This window comes from Ohtaekwangia sp. (assembly GCF_036786105.1).
In the GTDB taxonomy this organism is placed as follows: Bacteria; Bacteroidota; Bacteroidia; order Cytophagales; family Cyclobacteriaceae; genus Ohtaekwangia.
The window spans coordinates 12088-29695 of sequence record NZ_DAIQRQ010000034.1 but is presented as its reverse complement, the minus strand read 5'-3'; the positions used below and the strand labels follow the sequence as shown (position 1 = coordinate 29695).

The window sequence follows — 17608 nt, the reverse complement described above, 5'->3', positions numbered from 1 at the left end:
TTATAGCAACGATCGAATCACCTATTGAAAGTAGAAAAGTACTTCTATATACCCAACACAACGATATTATTTTTTTAAGTTTTTTTAAAGACGGTTTAATAAGTATATAGATCGATATACGTTACAACGCTCCCGTGTAGCGCGCTCTACACCTATACCGATCTATATCTCATAAAAAATTATTCCATGCGCAGCGAGTGTACCGGGTTTGCCAACGATGCTTTCAAGGCTTGGTAGCTGATGGTTGTCATAACAATAATAAGCACAAGTATAAAGCTGATGATGTATGTGATCACATCTATACCGGTATGATAGGTAAAGTTAGTAAGCCATTGATTCAGCAGATAGTAAGATATAGGAACAGATATTGCAAAACCGAGTAACAGCAGCCATGTAAAATCAGCATAAATTAATTTGAGTATACCAAGGACGCTTGCACCGAGTACTTTGCGAACACCTATTTCCTTGAATTTGCGTTGCACCACGAACAACACCAGTCCATATACTCCGAGGCACGAGATCAACACAGCGATCAGTGTAAAAGACTGAATGATTTTTCCGAAATTCTGAAAGTCCTGGTACTGTTGATCCAGCTGCTGGTCGAGGAAATTAAACTCGAATGTTTTCTCCGGAAACAGCGCATTCCACTGCGTACGCAGATTATCAATTGTACTTTGTACGTGTGCATTTTCAAATTTTATACTGAGCGTATTGAACTGATCAGGATTTACTTCCATTACCATAGCCGCGATGGGTGTAGTAAGCGAAGAGAAATAAAAATCTTCTATAACGCCTACAATTTTTCCTTTCTTCCCTTCGCGAATGAGTGTTTTGCCGAGAGCATTCTCCGGTGTATTCCAGTGAAATTCTTTCACGGCTGTTTCGTTGATGATGAAGCCCGTTTCTTCATCCGTACCCTGCTCGCGTTTGAACGGTCGCCCGGCCAGCACTTTCATGCCATACGTATCGATAAATGTATAGTCGATTGCCATGTTGGCAATGAAGAGATTATCCTGTTGCGTAAACCCTTCCGGTATTGTGCCGCGATAGATAGCACCAAGCCCCGGTGCATTGGAAGATAAAGATGTACCCTTCACACCAGTCTGTGCTTCTACTGCATCGCAGAATGTTTGCAGTTTTCCGGCGAGGGTAGAGTCGGTATCAGCAAATATACCATTGAGGTTCTGACTGAACAGCGGCACCGTAATAATGTGTTCGCGTTGAAATCCGAGTGGCAGATTACTCAGGTAGCGAAGCTGTTTCACAATCATAATAGAACCAATCAACAGCGTGCATGCAATCGCCAGTTGAAATACAACCAGTGTTCTGCGTAACAACTGATTTCCATAACCGGTCTTCTCTCCTTTCAGTGCATTGATGGATTCGAATTGCGTAATAAAATAAGCAGGATATCCTCCAGCCAATAACGTGATCATCATGAGTAAGCCAAGCGAAATCAGGAGCAGCGGCCGGTCTGCGACCTGGTTAAACGCCAGTTGCTTCCCGGTAAATTGATTCAGCAGCGGAAGAGCGAAGTAGAACGCAGCAAACGAAAGTGCAAAGGCAATGAAGCAAAACAGGAAGCTTTCTGCCAGAAATTGTATGATTAGCTGATGCTTCATCGAACCCAGTACTTTACGAATACCAATCTCCTTGATACGTGTAAAAGATTGCGCGGTAGATAAATTTATATAGTTGATGCAGGCAATGATGAGTGTTAAGATACCAACACCGGAAAATATATAGATTGTTGTCATCGAGCTGGTAGAGGATGGCTCTGCTAACAACGTAGAGCGTAGGTGTATATCCGTTATCGGCATCAGTTCGAAGATCTGCCCTACCAGGAAATTAGGCTTTGCATATTTTTTCAGGAATGCCTCCATGTTCCGGTTCACATTGAGCGGATCCGCACCCGGCTTGAGCAAAACATACGTATAGGAATGGCTGATAATAAAATTGATGGAGAGGTTATCCCGCATAGCCTGTGCTACAGCATCGCTCTCCAGGTGAAACATACTTTCGTATGGCACCAGCATATTGAAACGGAGGTGCGAGTTCTCCGGAAAATCCTTTACTACACCAATAACTTTAAACGGATGTTTTCCACCAAAAATCAGCGACTCTCCTATCGGATCTGTATCACCGAAATATTTAGTCGCCATGGCTTCGTTGATCAGCACGGTATAAGGTTCTGTAAGGGCTTTCGCAGGATTACCCTTTACAAAATCGATGGTAAACATCTGCATAAGCGCTGAGTCGGCAAAGTATATATTTGATTCCTCGAACGACTCTTTGCTATTTTCCCGGGATATACTCACGTTTCGTCCGTATACACGGGCAGCTTCTTCTACCTCCGGGAAGAAATCCTTCATGACCGGGGCTATGGGTGGTGGCGAGGAAGCAAGTTTCAACCCATTCGGTGCTGTATAGGAAAGGCGGTATAAACGGTCTGCCTTCGCATGAAAAGAATCAAAGCTCAACTCTGACCGGATATACGAAATGATCAGTAACGACAACGCCATTCCACACGTAAGGCCAATGAAGTTGATGATCGAGTAAGTCGTATGCTTGCGAATGTTACGCAAAGCCGTAGTAAAAAAATTACGAAGCATAGGTTAAGGGATTATACAGCAAAGTATAACGGAAACCACGAGGAAATGTGGTGATTTTGTGAAGAGCTGTTGTTGTGCAGGTTTAGCGGCAAGCGGTTTCAATACGCTTCACGTAAGATGCGGGAGAAAAAGGAGGTGGTGTCAGATGTTTCCAGCTGACAATCTATGCTCTAACGTTGACGAGCCAGCTGCGATCACCTGACTGTACACATATTTATTACTGATTGTTCAAATCTAAAATCAACTGCAATATCAATCCGGTCACAATCACTACAGCACAACCAATGATATTATACAACAGAAAGGCTATATCAGTGAAAAAATAAAAATATAGCACTACGCCCTGTGCAAGCAGTGCTGCAACGAAGACGGCAGTGGCTTTTACGCGCTTTGCGTAGAATGCTGTGAGAAATATACCGAGTATCGTTCCATAGAAGAGCGATCCTACAATATTCACAAACTGAATCAAATTTTCTGCAAAGGTAGCGAGCATGGCAAACACCATCCCTAGCAATGCCCACAGTACAGTGAACCAACGCGATGCTTTCAGATAATGCGAAGCATCGGCCGTGCTGTTGATCGAGCGCTTGTATATATCCATGGTGGTGGTGGAAGCCAGTGCATTAAGTTCTCCCGCCATAGACGACATGGCTGCAGAAAACATTACCGCCAGTAATAAACCAATGATGCCATTCGGCAGGTTATTCAATACGAAGTTGAGAAATATATAGTCGCGGTCTTGTGTTTTAGCACCGGGTATGGCTTTGGCAATGGTGGATTTTACAGAATCACGCACGGCGGTTTCCTGTTTATAAAGTTCGCGAACTTTTGTACCCGTAGTCTCCACCTCGGTTTTATTATCGGTATGCATGGCATTTACCAGTTGATCTACAGCGATTCGCTTCTCTGCATGGAGCTGTGCATACTGTTGTTCCAATACCTTTAACTGCTGTCCTTGCTCTGTTTGCAAGGCGCGCGCTTTCAATACCGTGTTGTGAAATACCGGAGGTTGGTAAAAAAGATAAAACACAAACACCATCACACCAATGAACAGGATCATGAATTGCATGGGGATTTTTAACAGACCATTGAAGATCAACCCCAGCCTGCTTTCTGCCACGGATGCACCCCCGAGGTAACGTGCCACCTGCGATTGATCGGTTCCGAAATACGAGAGGAACAAAAATGTTCCGGCAATCAGCCCTGACCAGATGTTATACCGATCGTTGGGATTGAACTCGAGATTTACCAGGTTCATTTTCCCGAGGGTGCCTGCCAGATTAATAGTATCACCAAATGATACATGGGCAGGCAACATCGCGTAAGCAAGTATACCCGCGAGAATCATTCCACTCATAATCACCGTCATCTGCTGACGCTGTGTAAGGCTCACAGCCTTTGTTCCTCCAGACACAACATAGATAATTACCAGCGAGCCAATCAGTATAGTAGTAACAGACACCGGCCATCCTAATATGGTTGACAACACCAGTGCCGGCGCAAACAACGTAATGCCTACTGACAGTCCTCTCAGAATAAGAAAAAGTATAGCTGCCAGTAACCGTGTTTTCAGGTCAAAGCGTGTCTCCAGGTATTCGTATGCAGTATATACCTTCAGCTTGTAATATATCGGCACTATCGTAACGGAGATAATAACCATGGCAATGGGCAACCCAAAGTAAAATTGAAGAAAACGCATGCCGTCTTCTATAGCCTGGCCGGGTGTGGAGAGAAAAGTGATGGCACTGGCCTGTGTTGCCATAATGGATACCCCGATCATCCACCACTTCATGGTGTTATCACCTTTCAGGTATCCTTCTATATTACGTGTTCCCGCGGTGCGCCAGGTTCCATACAACACAATGAATGCGATGGTACCAAAGAGTATAACCCAATCCAGATAGTTCATGCAAATGTGCGGGTTATCCAGTAGTAGAGTATAATTTGCACGATCATGGCACCGATCACAAGCCAGTACCAGTGCTGCCAGGTTTTAAAAACCGGCGGCTTATCAGGGGTAAAATTCATAAGGTATATATCGAGTTTGGTGGAAAAGATATATAGCGGTATCAGGTATGTTTATTCTTACGTTTTTTGTTGGCCTGCTCAGGAGCAGGTTCAGCTGCGCGCTGTCCGCGAAGCGAAACCAGGTTTACAAAAAGTTTATAGGCACCGGCCACACCTTCTGGCAATTCGCGGAAGAATGAAAGCGAAGTATATACGTAGTAACCATTTCCATACTTCGCTACCAGCAGGCTTCCGTCTTTCGGTGATTCGTTCTTATCATTCATCGACAAGATTGCTTCAAATGCAGCGTCCCATTTATTGGGGAAATATAAACCTCGCTCCTGTACCCAGCCGGCAAAATCCTGGTCAGTAATTTTGTTCGGTATATTTACTACCGGATGATCCGGTTTCAATATCCGTACAGCAGCGTCTTCTTCGGTAACACGATCACGTGACAATTCCAGATTATACGGTGCGAAATTTTTCAGTCCCGGTTCGTTTGTATTATACTGCATTACCAGGGTGCCGCCATTCTTCACATATTCCAATAAGACCGGCATGATAAACCCGATGCGTGCATTGGTATTGAGCGCCCTCACTCCTACTACTACGGCATCTACACGTTTCAGGTTTACGGCGTTAACATCTTCATTCTTCATTTCCACCACGGTATAGCCCATATAGCGCAACGCCGATGGTATTTCGTCACCCGCTCCGCGGATATAGCCGATCACGCTGCCTTCTTTCTTCAGGTTCAGGCGCACTACTTTCGCTTCCGCTTTCGGCAATAGTGTTTGAGTAGGGATATGATCGTAACTGATGGTCTGTATACTTCTGTCGAACGAGCCCGCGCCATCCAGCGATACCACGGCTTTCAGCACACCGGTTTCTTCATGCGATGACGGATATACCTGGAATGTCTTCACCTGTTCTTCACCACGTTCGCGAAGCTCTACAGCAATCGAAGCAGGCTCCGTTCTCCAGCCCACAGGCAACTCCAGCTGCAACGTGCCGGTTACCCGTGCATCGCTTGCTGACTTCACGGTTACAGTAACTTCCTGCGGTGAGGCATCATGGAAGATCACCACGCTGCTGCTGAGGTTTACAAATACGGGCGGCACAATTTCAAACGGCCTTGTCAATTCTCCTTTTGCAGGATCTGTCCATTTATAGCGAAGGGGGCGCGTTACGTGAAGTTGTTCACCGGCGATAGTGATGGCAAATATCATCGATACAGCAGGATCATTCTCCGGCTTGCCGATCAGGTTTTTATCAGTTACGGTAAAAAGGCCAACACTATGCTTTTCATTCAGCCAATAAGGAGAAGAATACGGTTCACCCTGCTGCACCAAACGTTTATAGCGAAGTTGTACAGGTATATTATCGGTAAGCACAATGGATGTAGCAGAATCAACGGCTATATCTTTTGCTTCCATACGGTTAACGGTAACGGGGATACCGGAGCGATTCACCAACTCTATGGAAGCCACTACTTGCTGTCCGGGAGCAACATAGTATTTATCGGCTGTTACGTCTATGTATAGTCCCAGGCAATCGATGAGGAGTTGCTCCACTTCCTGCAGTTTGCGCGTTCTCCATATACCGGGCTCTAACGCAGCAATTGCCTTTCGTATTTGTAATAGTATAGTTACGCTTGCAGCAGGATTCTCTTCATTAAAATCCTGGATGGCTCTTGTTATCAGCGGCTGAATTTTCTCTCCGCCTTTCACACGACTCCACGTAGTGTTGATGCCTTCAAATATATTTTTCTCAGCCTTCGCGCCTTTCACATATTCAAGAAACTCAGGTTGATCTCCGCGTGTACCCGCGGTGCCAAATCCCTGGCTCTTGTGTTGACTGCGACTGAGTCCTGCTATTTCAGTATACGACTGTCCCAGCAACGGACTATATCCACCTACGTGCAGGGTAACCACACCGGGTGTCGATTCATTTATACTGGTATTCCACCAGCGGCCTGTGTTGGTATATAATCTCCGGGGTTGCCATACTGCCAGGTCTTTCAGTTGCTCCGGGTATATATCTTTTGAAGCCGCCAGATCAAACGCCTCCTGTGCGAGGATAGCCGATGCCGTATGGTGCCCGTGGCCGGCACGTTCGTCCGGAGGGAAGCGTGTGATGATTACATCGGGCTGATATTGCCGGAATATCTTTACTACATCCGAAAGCACTTCGTCTTTATTCCAGATATGAAAAGTTTCATCGGCTGATTTTGAAAAGCCGAAGTCGTTGGCACGCGTAAAAAATTGTTGTCCGCCATCAATGCGTCTGGCAGCAAGCAACTCCTGTGTACGGATAAGACCGAGCTGATCGCGAATCTCCGGACCGATCAGGTTCTGACCGCCATCCCCACGCGTTAGTGAAAGATAGCCTGTGGTGGCCAGGTAATCATTGGAGAGATAGGTAATGATGCGTGTATTCTCATCGTCCGGGTGTGCTGCCATATATAGCACAGACGTTAAAACATTCAGCTTCTTCAGTTTGAGCTTGATGCGTGCTGCATCCGGCTGTGTGTTTCCCTGAGAAAAGGCAATGGACGGAAGTATCAGAAAGCAAAGGACAAGTCTTCTCATTTTCAACTGTATCGTTTGTGCGAATTAACATCAAAAAAATGAAAACAAACATGTCCTTACAGGAGAGGATAGACTGGATGCAGAGAGGCGGCTAAAGGATTCGGTAAACGTTAAACACGACCGCGTTTCTCGCCGTTAACGAGGAATGTGCCGTCTTCCTGAAAGTAAATTACAATACGACTGACGGGCTTCTTATCCTTGCTCAGGAAGTAAACGGTATATTCATGTTCTGTAACTCTGCCTTTAATATCATCGGTATAGCCCATGTCCAGGTTGATAACGTCACCCGCTACAACCTTACGGGAAATAACAACCTGGTCTTTATTATTCTGAATCCTGACACGCACTTCATCCGGGGTCAGCTTTACGATGTGGAGATCAAGATGCAGATATGGCAACGGGCCTGAAGAATTATTCCCTCCCCCATTATCGGAAGTATATACTTGTGAGTGATCGCTGGCCCGTACTTTAAATTTGAAATCAAGGTTAATATCAAACTCTTCCTTTGGTTTGAAAGGAATATCGTCTGTTGCCAGCGAAGCGATAAACAGGAGGGTATAGAATAATTTCATAAGAAACGATCCTATACCAAGATACGATAAATAGCAGCAAGTTGCTAGCAATTAGATTAATCGTTACAGGTTAATCGTTATTCGTATTAACTGTTAACGTGTAACCGATAACGGCTTCTAGACAGCAATAGGTGCTTTGATGGATGGATGCGCCTGGTAGTTGAGTATTTCGAAGTCTTCGAACTGATATTCGAATATAGAAGCCGGTTTTCTTTTGATGTTCAACGTTGGTAATGCATACGGCTTGCGTGATAACTGCAAACGCGCCTGCTCAATATGATTGGTATATAGATGCACATCGCCACCGGTCCATACAAAATCACCAGGTTCGAGATCGCATTGTTGTGCAAACATATACGTCATCAATGCGTAGGAAGCAATGTTGAATGGAACACCCAGAAAGAAATCAGCGCTGCGCTGGTATAACTGACAGGAAAGTTTTCCCTCGGCTACATAAAACTGAAACAGCGCGTGGCATGGAGGCAAGGCCATCTTGTCTACCTCAGCCGGGTTCCATGCGGTAACAATATGTCTGCGGGAATCCGGTTTCTGTTTGATCTGGTTAATCACCTGGGTGATCTGGTCAATTTGTATTCCATCCGGTGCCGGCCAGCTTCTCCACTGATGACCATATACCGGCCCCAGTTCACCGTTTTCATCAGCCCATTCATCCCAGATTGTAACACCATTGTCGTTCAGGTACTTGATGTTCGTATCGCCGTTCAGAAACCACAGTAATTCATAAATGATCGAACGAAGGTGCAGTTTCTTGGTTGTTACCAATGGAAATCCCTGCGAGAGATCGAATCGCATTTGCCTGCCGAAGACTGACAAGGTTCCGGTTCCGGTGCGATCGGTTTTGCTGGCCCCGTTTTCGAGGATGTCTTTCATCAGGTCGAGATACTGCTTCATAGGTTCGTGGGAAATCGGTATGCAAGTAATGCACATGAAGTTACAATCTCAACTTTCGTGAGAGAATAACTTCATGTAGTCTGTAATACAAATGATTAGCCGATTTTGGAAGTGATCAGATCGCCCAGCACGAACAATCCTTCGCGCAGGTATTCGTCTTCCAGTTCGTTCAGATCAGACGTAGGCAATTCTTTATTGGGTAAGCGCGTGTTGAGATTGGTATGCGCTGCTTTTTTCTTCTCAGCTTCAGCCATTTCTTTTTTGCGCACGGTTTCATTCAGCGATACGCGCGTCTCTTTGTAGCTCTGACGAATATCTTCCGTATCATTTACAAATTGCGCCAGTGTCTTGTCTGATTTGAGACGTTCCTGGTATGACTTGTTCAGGTTGGCAATAACGCGATCGTTGATCACCGGTGTTTTCTGGAACAATGTGCCGCGAATTTCATCCCAAGGCAATGCACTTGGATTGGCGCTTTCACCGAATTGCTGCGGATCAAGTGCTGTAGGGAGTTTCACATCCGGAATTACACCTTTGTTTTGTGTACTGCTTCCCGTAACCCGATAAAATTTCTGGAACGTGAGCTTGAGCTCTCCTACTTCATTATCAGGATCGTTGATAAAGCGTTTCAGGTCAATAACCGTCTGCACCGTTCCTTTACCAAAGGTTGATTCTCCTACCACCACACCGCGGTGATAATCTTGTATAGCGCCCGCAAAAATCTCTGATGCCGATGCACTGAAACGATTGGTAAGAACTACCAATGGACCGTTGTAGGTGATCGATGGATTATCATCGGCCTGCACATCAATACGATTGAGTGAATTTTTCACTTGCACTACGGGGCCGTCCTTAATGAAAAGGCCTGTAAGCTCAATGGCTTCTGTAAGCGATCCGCCACCGTTATTACGAAGGTCGAGCGCTATACCATCTACTTTTTCATCCTGTAATTCTTTGATCAGACGTCTTACATCGCGCGATGTGCTGGTATAGTTAGGATCGCCTTTCTGGTAGGCTTCAAAATCCATATAGAAGCTCGGCAATGTAATTACACCGAGGGTCATGCTCTTGCCATCTTTCTCGTAGTGAATCACATTCTTCTTGGCTTTCTGATCTTCGAGTTTGATCTTGTCACGTACCAGCTGAATGGTTTTGGAGGGACCGTTCACGCCGGTTTCGGCAGGCAGAATCTGCAGGCGTACCGTTGTACCTTTCGGGCCTTTGATGAGCTTTACCACATCATCGATGCGCCAGCCGATCACATCTACAAAATCTCCCTTCTCTCCTTGTGCCACACCAATGATACGATCGTTCATGTGCACAAGACCGCTCTTGTCGGCAGGGCCGCCTATAATTACTTCGGCAACTTTTGTATAGTCGTTCTCGGTTTGAAGTCTGGCTCCTATTCCTTCCAGCGACAAGCTCATATTCTGCTTGAATATATCCGCTGCCTTGGGCGACAAGTAATTGGTATGCGGATCGTATGACTCGGTGATGCTGTTCATGTAGAGACTGAACACATCATCGCTGTTAAATTGCAGGATCGATTTGCGAAAGCGTTCATACCGCTCAGTCAGCGTCTTCTCAATTTCAGGCTGTCCTTTACCGGCCAGCTTCAGGCTCAGTGCCTGACTCTTGATAATTTTTCTCCAGACATCGTTTAACTCCTGGTCATTTTTACACCAAGGTTCTTTATCGCGATCGGTTTCATAATATTCATCCGTAGTGTAATCAAATTGTTGATGGATCAGGTTGTTCATAACATAATCCATACGTGCTGTAAAACGACCGCGAAATACTGCATATATATCGAATGCTGCATTTACATTCTCCGCACGCGTTAAGTCGTCAATGCTCCATCTATACTTTTCAAAACTTGCCAGATCGGCACTCGTAAAATAGGTCTTGTTGTTATCCAGGTTCTTGATATAGCTATCCAGTATAGCAGAAGAAAGCGAATCATTTAATGTAAGCTTTCTATAGTGGTTATTGTCTAATATATAGGTTACTACTTTGGCTTCTTTACCGAACACCGGCTTGGGTTTCAACCGTGTAGTATCCACCGGATTGCCTGCGAGGAGAATGCCCGGTACCAACAGCACCGCACTTATTATCCCCGAAAAAATTCTATTCTTCATCCCTGTATTCATCATCCCTTAAAATATTTAATCCTGTGTATTGTTGCGGCAAATCACGTGCCTTAAAGCCCTTAACGTAAAAAAATTGAATTCAGATCATTTTCACTCCTAATTGCTCTTTTCAGAGTCGTATTCATCGAGGAATTTCTGAGCCTGTTCAAGATTCTGAAATTCAAAAAACTTTTTTCCGGTGGCGCTTGAATGTATTTCAACACGCACCATATCAACGTTTTTGTTGCGTTTAAAGCTATGCATACCCTGGCTGCGATAATCATCAGCTTCTTTTGTGGAAATGTTATACGCCGTTGCACGTACCGATTTACAATACGAGCATTGAAAATTTTTGATCAGTTCGCCCGGTGCATCTTTACTGGGGTGGCGCGTAATTTCTTCTTTTACAACGCGCATCGTATAAAAACCGCAGCTGTTGCATTTTAGTGCCTGCAGGTGGCCGGGATATTTGTCGATCTTCACTTCACCGGATTTTTCATCAATCCATACATCATAATCGATCGAAAAAACATTTTCTTCTGCCTGCATACCTTCTTCAAGATGCACGTCTTCTTCCTCTTCGCTTAAGAGGCGCATTTTATTACCGGCTTTGCTTACGCGCGGCATATAGCGCCACTTCTTAAGCTTACGGTTTAACACGGTTGGATAGTAATAATCAAGAATAAGTGCAGCAACATACGCCACTAACGTACCACCGGCGATGGACATAAACAACCGCACAAAGAACCAAACCTCTACGGTGCGCAGCTTACCCGCGCTGTATAAGTTAATGAGCAACAGGGAAGCTATAGCAAAGCAGATAAATACTTTCTTATAGTTTTTAATTTCCTTTTCATTGATGAAATCATATTTAGCCTTGTAATCTTTGATGGCGGAAAGTCTGAGCTTGTGTAACAGGTAAATAAAGATTCCGGCAGCGGTCATGCCAATGGCACCAACGATCATACTCAGGTTCCATATATCGAGAAAGGGACTTTGTGTTGTTTGCATTCAGATTACGGTTAGTACTTTTAAATATAAGGATTAAAACGATTTAGGAAATAAACATATTACGCATGTTCATAAAATCATTCTTTAAAGTTTTGGCCGGAATAAACAAATGGATTATGCTCGTTACAGTCGCAAAGACTTGAACCGGCTGAGTAAATTTGATCAGGTTTTGATTGGCTATCGTTACTGGGTAACCAAAAATTCGCTGGATTAAGACGCTGCAATTACTTCAACATAATCTCTTATTTACCTTTTAATCAGGTAATTATAATACTATTACTTCACTGGCAATGTAAGACCGATGATTTTAAGCAGGCTTTTTTATGCCTAAAATTATTGTGTAATTATGCACACATAAATGCATTTATTTTGATGTAATTTGATTAATATTGTGTAGAAATGCACAATGTTTATGACTGATTACGAGCGCAAAAAGATTGAGATGGAGTTGAAGATATTCACAACCCGGAATTTCGAGAAGCCCTCAGCTTGCAGAAACCTGGAACAGATCAGGTTCTACGTACGGGAATTGTGTATGAAGATTGATGCCTTGGAGGCACACAGCAATTATGTGCCGCAATGGGCGTATTCGCTTCTGGCACAATACAATGCACAGCAGAATGCGATTATAGAACTGGAATTCAGAAACAGCTATAGCTGATGACGGCAGCCAAGGTATGCGCTACATCCCCTCTCCTATTCCACTGCAGTTTAGCTTTATCTATACTGCTACCGCCAATGCCTCCGGAAGGATGCAATATCACCGTGTGAAACCGGGGCAAAGCAAGCTTCGCATCAGCAGAACGGAGTTTATAAAAGCCTACAACGAAGCCCAAATCCTGGCAATTAATCCCTTACAACTGCACGGCCAGGATTCGGTATTTCAATTTGAGTTTTACATATAGCACTAGGCTTTATTCAGCACAGCCTCCAGATCGGCAGGGCTATACGCAATGGACTTGATCGTCTTATTATCCGATTTTCGGTATACCAGCCATTTACCATCTTCCTGCGTGTAGTAACATTCGGTACCGTCTTTCTTCAGATAATGGTCAACAGTGGCCTTCGCTTCTTCTTCAGTCTTGCAGGCCTTGCTCATGTTCGAGCGCTGCACTTCTTCAAAAAGTGCTTTAAACTTTTCGCCCAATCCAAATTCCAGAATCGCACCCGAAAGTACATATTGAATGTCGCACAACGCATCGGCAACACTTACGATATCCTTTTCAAGAATAGCAACTTCGAGTTCCTTTAGTTCCTCAGCAATTAACGCCACACGAAGTTTACAACGATCTTCGCCCGGTATAGCCGGTGCTGGCAGTATGGGATGTTTGAATGTAGTGTGAAATTCAGCGACTAGATTGAGTGCATCAGGTTGTTTCATAGTGTACAGGTATAAAATACTTACTAGTTAAATGGCATCCGCCTTAAAATTATAAATGTATTAGATTCTGTCAGATGTTATACTAACGCTATCTAATGTTGTGTCTGATCACAGACTTTCGCACGCAAATAAGGGAAAAAGAAAATTATCATTTTTTAATCCTGCGCTAATTTCACCATTCGGTGAAACCTATTCTGATAAAAAAGCGTATTTTTGTGAGCTATATGAAGAAATTCATTACCCTATTGGCGAAGAGGCTGATGACGCTGTTCACAGTGATCATCTTCTTCAACATGAACCTCTTTCTGGCGGAAGTGGAAGCACTTCGCCTGTTGGAGGACCGCGATATGGTAGAAAATATAGCAAAGCTTGTAGCAGGCTCTGCCAATGAAGAAGAGAAAGATATAGCAGGTTCTTCCGAAGAGGAAGCTTCACTGTTCTCCGAAATAGAAATTCCTTTCATACATCAATATTCTGATATATTCGAGAGTATTACACTGGATAGAAATTATTACCTCCATGCTGCGGATCGTTTACTGACACGCAGCTCAGAAATTGTCATCCCACCTCCCGAGGTCTGACATCTCTACATCTCCTTTTACTTTTTTAATACCGAAGAACGAAAGTGTTTCACGCCATCATGCGATTGCGTGAGTACGCCTGCCATTGTTCGCTGAAAGCGTAACGCGGTATATGTTTTTATCATCCTATTATTTCTATACACATGCAAAATGTTTCAAACCCTTTTGGGAATTTTAAATATGATATACCAGCCAGTGTAGTTGTATTCCTGGTGGCACTGCCGCTATGCCTCGGTATTGCCCTTGCTTCCGGAGCACCACTCCTTTCCGGTATTATCGCTGGTATTGTTGGAGGCATCGTTATCGGCTCACTGAGTGGTTCCAATTTAAGTGTGAGCGGCCCTGCCGCCGGTCTTACCGCCATCGTTATTCAGGCTATACACGATCTCGGTGCTTACCAGACATTTTTACTGGCCGTTGTTATTGCCGGTATACTTCAATTTATACTCGGGCTGTTGCGTGCCGGATCCATTGGCCATTTCTTTCCGTCAAGTGTAATCAAAGGCATGCTCTCCGCTATCGGGTTGATCCTTATCCTGAAACAGATTCCGCATGCTCTGGGGTATGATAAGGACTATGAAGGTGATGAAGCTTTTTTTCAACCGGATGGCGAGAATACATTCAGCGAGATTCTTTCAGCGGTCAATTATCTTTCTCCGGGAGCCATTGTAGTTTGTTTGGTAACAATTGGTATTCTGATTCTGTGGGATAACCCGGTATTGAAAAAGCACAAGATATTTCAATATATACCGGGGCCGCTGGTAGCTGTACTTACAGGGATTATTTTAAATATAATCTTTCAATCGTCCGGAACCATCTTCGCAATACAACCTGAGCACATGGTAACGCTGCCGATATCAAAAAACTTTGATGATTTTTTATCGCTCTTCTCCGCCCCCGACTTTAGTCAGATCGGAAATCCGAAGATATATATTACGGCCATTACCCTGGCACTGGTGGCAAGTCTGGAGAGTCTGCTGAGTATAGAGGCTTGCGACAAGTTAGACGAGTTCAAGCGCATTACACCACTTAACCGGGAGCTTCGTGCGCAAGGTATCGGTAATTTTGTTTCCGGTCTTATCGGCGGGTTGCCCATTACCGCAGTGATTGTACGTTCATCCGCCAACATCAACTCCGGGGCGCGCACCAAGTTGTCAACTATATTGCACGGCCTCATGTTGTTAACAGCCGTGGTGTTTATACCGACTGTGCTGAACATGATTCCTTTGGCTGCACTGGCTGGTATATTATTGATGACGGGATATAAACTTACCAAACCTTCGCTTTATCGCGAGATGTTTCGTAAGGGCTGGGAGCAATTTATACCCTTCATCGTTACGATCATTGCCATTCTCATTACCAATCTGCTGGTAGGTATATTTATCGGTATCGTTGTGGGTGTGTTCTTCGTGCTGAAAAGTAATTTTTACGAAGCCATTTCTATTGTAAAGCATGGTGACAATTACCTGCTTCGCTTAAATTATAGTGTTTCGTTCTTAAATAAATCTATCCTACGACAAACCTTCGAGCGTATTCCCGAAGGCTCGAACCTTATTATCGATGGCGGAGGTTCGCAGTTCATTGATGCTGACATCATTGAAACGATCCAGGATTTTATTCTGAATGCTCCAAGCCGGAACATCCAGGTAGAATTAAAAAAGAGCTTTTCATCCGCCAGTGAATTTTTCAGAAAGTCAAACTAATATCTCATGGAATCATACAAAAAATTAATTCTTCAGAACAAAGCCTGGGCGCAAGAGCGCATAAAACATGATCAGGAATATTTTAAACGGCATCAGTTTGTACAGACACCGGAGTTTCTCTGGATAGGCTGCTCCGATAGTCGTGTACCGGCCAACGAAGTAACCGGCACCGAGCCGGGAGAAATCTTCGTACATCGTAATATTGCCAACCTGGTGGTGCACACCGACCTGAACCTGCTTAGTGTATTGCAATATGCCGTACAGGTGTTGAAGGTAAAGAACATCATTGTATGCGGCCACTATGGATGTGGCGGTGTGCGTGCCGCGATGACGAATAATGAATACGGGCTGCTGAATAAGTGGCTTCGTAATATCAAGGATACGTATCGATTTCATCGCGAAGAGCTGGAGAAGATCGAGAACTTGGATGAGCGAGCAGATCGCCTTACCGAGTTGAATGTAATTGAGCAGTGTAACAACCTGGCCAAGACCTCCATTGTGCAGCGTGCCTGGAAAGAAGAACATCGCCCGAATATTCTGGGATGGGTGTATCACATCGAAAACGGTCTGCTGGACGAGGTTTGCAAACTTGATTATACCACCAAGCTCGATCCGATCTATCAATACATCATTGAGTAGTAAGCGCTTGGGCGCCTAATATTTTGACGTTCAGGGCACTTGTTCAGCCGAACATTGTGCCCTGAACTTTGAAACCCCGAGCCGGCTTGCCATATTTGCGCCACTGTAGAAAAATGAAAAAGAATTTTGTAGAAGAACTGCGTTGGCGCGGCATGGTACACGATGTAATGCCGGGCACAGAAGAACAACTGAATAAAGAAGTTACAGCCGGATACATAGGGTTTGATCCTACGGCAGATTCCCTGCACATTGGTCACCTGGTGCAGATTATGACGCTGGTGCATTTTCAGCGTTGCGGTCATAAACCTGTAGCGCTTGTAGGCGGTGCCACCGGCATGGTGGGTGATCCTTCCGGCAAATCTGCCGAACGTAATCTTCTCTCTGAAGATGTACTGCGGCACAACGTAACCTGTGTACACCAGCAGTTAGAGAAGTTCCTGGATTTTAGCGGATTGAACGGTGCCGAGATGGTGAACAACTACGATTGGTTCAAAGAGTTTCGTTTCCTCGATTTTATTCGTGACGTAGGCAAACACATTACTGTAAATTATATGATGGCGAAAGATTCTGTACAGAAGCGTCTGGAAACCGGATTGTCGTTTACTGAATTTACATACCAGCTTGTGCAGGGCTACGACTTTTATTGGCTATATGAAAACAGGCACTGCAAACTGCAGATGGGTGGTTCTGATCAGTGGGGAAATATAGTTACCGGCACAGAGCTGATCCGAAGAAAATCGGATGGAGATGCCTTTGCCTTGACAACCAAGTTGATTACAAAAGCAGACGGCACCAAGTTCGGTAAAACCGAAGGAGGCAACGTATGGCTTGACCCTAAAAAGACATCACCCTATAAGTTCTACCAATATTGGTTGAATGTATCGGATGAAGATGCAACCAACTTCATTCGCATCTTTACGCTGAAAACAAAAGAGGAAATTGATGCGCTCATCGCTGAGCACACTGCTACACCGCACCTGCGCAAACTTCAGCAGGCATTAGCCCAAGACATCACGATTACCGTTCACTCAGCAGAAGAATATGAGAAAGCTGTGAAAGCTTCAAATATACTCTTTGGTAACTCTACAACCGAAGATCTGCAAGGGTTAGATGAAGATACGCTGCTGGCATTATTTGACGGTGTACCGCAGACTACGATCAGCCGTAGTTTGCTTGATGAATGTGCCAGTGTAACCGATCTGCTTTCTGTTACCACGGGCAATCTTGTATTTCCTTCAAAAGGCGAAGCGCGTAAAATGATACAGGCCGGCGGTGTGAGTATAAATAAAATAAAGCTTGCTGATCCAAATCAAAAAGCTTCGTTCGAACTGTTGCAGGGTAAATACTTACTGGCACAGAAAGGGAAAAAGAATTATTACCTCATAAAGGTAGACTGATCGCTGGTTCACTTGCTTACTTGCAAGAAATCATAAAAATAAAGCTGCCCATTTCTGAGCAGCTTTATTAATT

The 17608-nt window shown here is 44.5% G+C and carries 15 protein-coding genes; 6 read left to right on the top strand and 9 right to left on the bottom strand.

The features are described 5' to 3' along the window. Positions 1-179: 179 nt before the first annotated feature. The 8 genes from V7Q33_RS14575 to V7Q33_RS14540 form a co-directional block, all read right to left on the bottom strand. The gene (locus tag V7Q33_RS14575; RefSeq protein WP_333820295.1) at positions 180-2612 is read right to left on the bottom strand and encodes an ABC transporter permease; all 2433 of its coding nucleotides are present in this window, start codon (positions 2610-2612) and stop codon (positions 180-182) included. Between the two features lie 217 nt (positions 2613-2829). Further along, on the bottom strand, positions 2830-4521 hold the full coding sequence (locus tag V7Q33_RS14570) for a sodium:solute symporter (protein WP_333820294.1): 1692 nt from the start codon (positions 4519-4521) through the stop codon (positions 2830-2832). Further along, entirely contained in the window at positions 4518-4640 is a 123-nt protein-coding gene (locus tag V7Q33_RS14565; RefSeq protein WP_331977372.1) for a hypothetical protein, read from the bottom strand. Before V7Q33_RS14565 ends, V7Q33_RS14570 begins: the two co-directional genes overlap by 4 nt. Positions 4641-4681: 41 nt before the next feature. Next, positions 4682-7210 (bottom strand): PIG-L family deacetylase, encoded by a 2529-nt coding sequence (locus V7Q33_RS14560; protein ID WP_333820293.1) that lies wholly within the window; start codon positions 7208-7210, stop codon positions 4682-4684. 110 nt (positions 7211-7320) lie between these two features. Next, entirely contained in the window at positions 7321-7782 is a 462-nt protein-coding gene (locus V7Q33_RS14555; RefSeq protein ID WP_333820292.1) for a hypothetical protein, read from the bottom strand. A gap of 117 nt (positions 7783-7899) precedes the next feature. Beyond that, positions 7900-8694, bottom strand: coding sequence for a thymidylate synthase (thyA, locus tag V7Q33_RS14550; RefSeq protein ID WP_333820291.1), 795 nt, complete (start codon positions 8692-8694; stop codon positions 7900-7902). Positions 8695-8789: 95 nt separating this feature from the next. After that, entirely contained in the window at positions 8790-10832 is a 2043-nt protein-coding gene (locus V7Q33_RS14545) for a carboxy terminal-processing peptidase (protein ID WP_331977380.1), read from the bottom strand. A gap of 108 nt (positions 10833-10940) precedes the next feature. Next, positions 10941-11834: a hypothetical protein gene (locus V7Q33_RS14540; RefSeq protein WP_331977382.1), complete on the bottom strand. Its 894-nt coding sequence runs from the start codon at positions 11832-11834 to the stop codon at positions 10941-10943. Positions 11835-12246: 412 nt separating this feature from the next. Between V7Q33_RS14540 and V7Q33_RS14535 the strand changes: the two genes are divergently transcribed. Both V7Q33_RS14535 and V7Q33_RS14530 read left to right on the top strand, forming a co-directional pair. Next, positions 12247-12495, top strand: a complete 249-nt coding sequence (locus V7Q33_RS14535) for a hypothetical protein (protein ID WP_331977384.1) — start codon at positions 12247-12249, stop codon at positions 12493-12495. A gap of 16 nt (positions 12496-12511) precedes the next feature. Then, on the top strand, positions 12512-12739 hold the full coding sequence (locus V7Q33_RS14530; RefSeq protein WP_331977386.1) for a hypothetical protein: 228 nt from the start codon (positions 12512-12514) through the stop codon (positions 12737-12739). A gap of 2 nt (positions 12740-12741) precedes the next feature. Here the strand turns inward: V7Q33_RS14530 and V7Q33_RS14525 are convergent, their stop codons facing one another. Continuing rightward, positions 12742-13215 carry a nucleoside triphosphate pyrophosphohydrolase family protein gene (locus V7Q33_RS14525; protein ID WP_331977388.1) on the bottom strand — a complete coding sequence of 158 codons (474 nt, stop codon included), beginning with the start codon at positions 13213-13215 and terminating at the stop codon, positions 12742-12744. A gap of 224 nt (positions 13216-13439) precedes the next feature. Here V7Q33_RS14525 and V7Q33_RS14520 point away from each other — a divergent pair, with 224 nt between their 5' ends. The 4 genes from V7Q33_RS14520 (at position 13440) to tyrS (ending at position 17535) form a co-directional block, all read left to right on the top strand. Next, the gene (locus V7Q33_RS14520) at positions 13440-13796 is read left to right on the top strand and encodes a hypothetical protein (protein WP_333820290.1); all 357 of its coding nucleotides are present in this window, start codon (positions 13440-13442) and stop codon (positions 13794-13796) included. Between the two features lie 143 nt (positions 13797-13939). Further along, positions 13940-15499, top strand: a complete 1560-nt coding sequence (locus tag V7Q33_RS14515) for a SulP family inorganic anion transporter (protein ID WP_333820289.1) — start codon at positions 13940-13942, stop codon at positions 15497-15499. Between the two features lie 6 nt (positions 15500-15505). Continuing rightward, positions 15506-16138 (top strand): carbonic anhydrase, encoded by a 633-nt coding sequence (locus tag V7Q33_RS14510; RefSeq protein WP_331977394.1) that lies wholly within the window; start codon positions 15506-15508, stop codon positions 16136-16138. Between the two features lie 113 nt (positions 16139-16251). Then, on the top strand, positions 16252-17535 hold the full coding sequence (gene tyrS / locus V7Q33_RS14505) for a tyrosine--tRNA ligase (RefSeq protein ID WP_333820288.1): 1284 nt from the start codon (positions 16252-16254) through the stop codon (positions 17533-17535). Positions 17536-17608: the final 73 nt, after the last annotated feature.

Bases quoted from the DNA above. Each gene is read 5' to 3' on its own strand.
- V7Q33_RS14535 (WP_331977384.1), top strand. From the start codon at position 12,247: ATGACTGATTACGAGCGCAAAAAGATTGAGATGGAGTTGAAGATATTC.
- tyrS (WP_333820288.1), top strand. From the start codon at position 16,252: ATGAAAAAGAATTTTGTAGAAGAACTGCGTTGGCGCGGCATGGTACAC.
- V7Q33_RS14560 (WP_333820293.1), bottom strand. From the start codon at position 7,210: ATGAGAAGACTTGTCCTTTGCTTTCTGATACTTCCGTCCATTGCCTTT.
- V7Q33_RS14520 (WP_333820290.1), top strand. From the start codon at position 13,440: ATGAAGAAATTCATTACCCTATTGGCGAAGAGGCTGATGACGCTGTTC.
- V7Q33_RS14570 (WP_333820294.1), bottom strand. From the start codon at position 4,521: ATGAACTATCTGGATTGGGTTATACTCTTTGGTACCATCGCATTCATT.
- V7Q33_RS14540 (WP_331977382.1), bottom strand. From the start codon at position 11,834: ATGCAAACAACACAAAGTCCCTTTCTCGATATATGGAACCTGAGTATG.
- V7Q33_RS14525 (WP_331977388.1), bottom strand. From the start codon at position 13,215: ATGAAACAACCTGATGCACTCAATCTAGTCGCTGAATTTCACACTACA.
- V7Q33_RS14530 (WP_331977386.1), top strand. From the start codon at position 12,512: ATGCGCTACATCCCCTCTCCTATTCCACTGCAGTTTAGCTTTATCTAT.
- V7Q33_RS14515 (WP_333820289.1), top strand. From the start codon at position 13,940: ATGCAAAATGTTTCAAACCCTTTTGGGAATTTTAAATATGATATACCA.
- thyA (WP_333820291.1), bottom strand. From the start codon at position 8,694: ATGAAGCAGTATCTCGACCTGATGAAAGACATCCTCGAAAACGGGGCC.
- V7Q33_RS14510 (WP_331977394.1), top strand. From the start codon at position 15,506: ATGGAATCATACAAAAAATTAATTCTTCAGAACAAAGCCTGGGCGCAA.
- V7Q33_RS14555 (WP_333820292.1), bottom strand. From the start codon at position 7,782: ATGAAATTATTCTATACCCTCCTGTTTATCGCTTCGCTGGCAACAGAC.
- V7Q33_RS14565 (WP_331977372.1), bottom strand. From the start codon at position 4,640: ATGAATTTTACCCCTGATAAGCCGCCGGTTTTTAAAACCTGGCAGCAC.
- V7Q33_RS14545 (WP_331977380.1), bottom strand. From the start codon at position 10,832: ATGAAGAATAGAATTTTTTCGGGGATAATAAGTGCGGTGCTGTTGGTA.
- V7Q33_RS14575 (WP_333820295.1), bottom strand. From the start codon at position 2,612: ATGCTTCGTAATTTTTTTACTACGGCTTTGCGTAACATTCGCAAGCAT.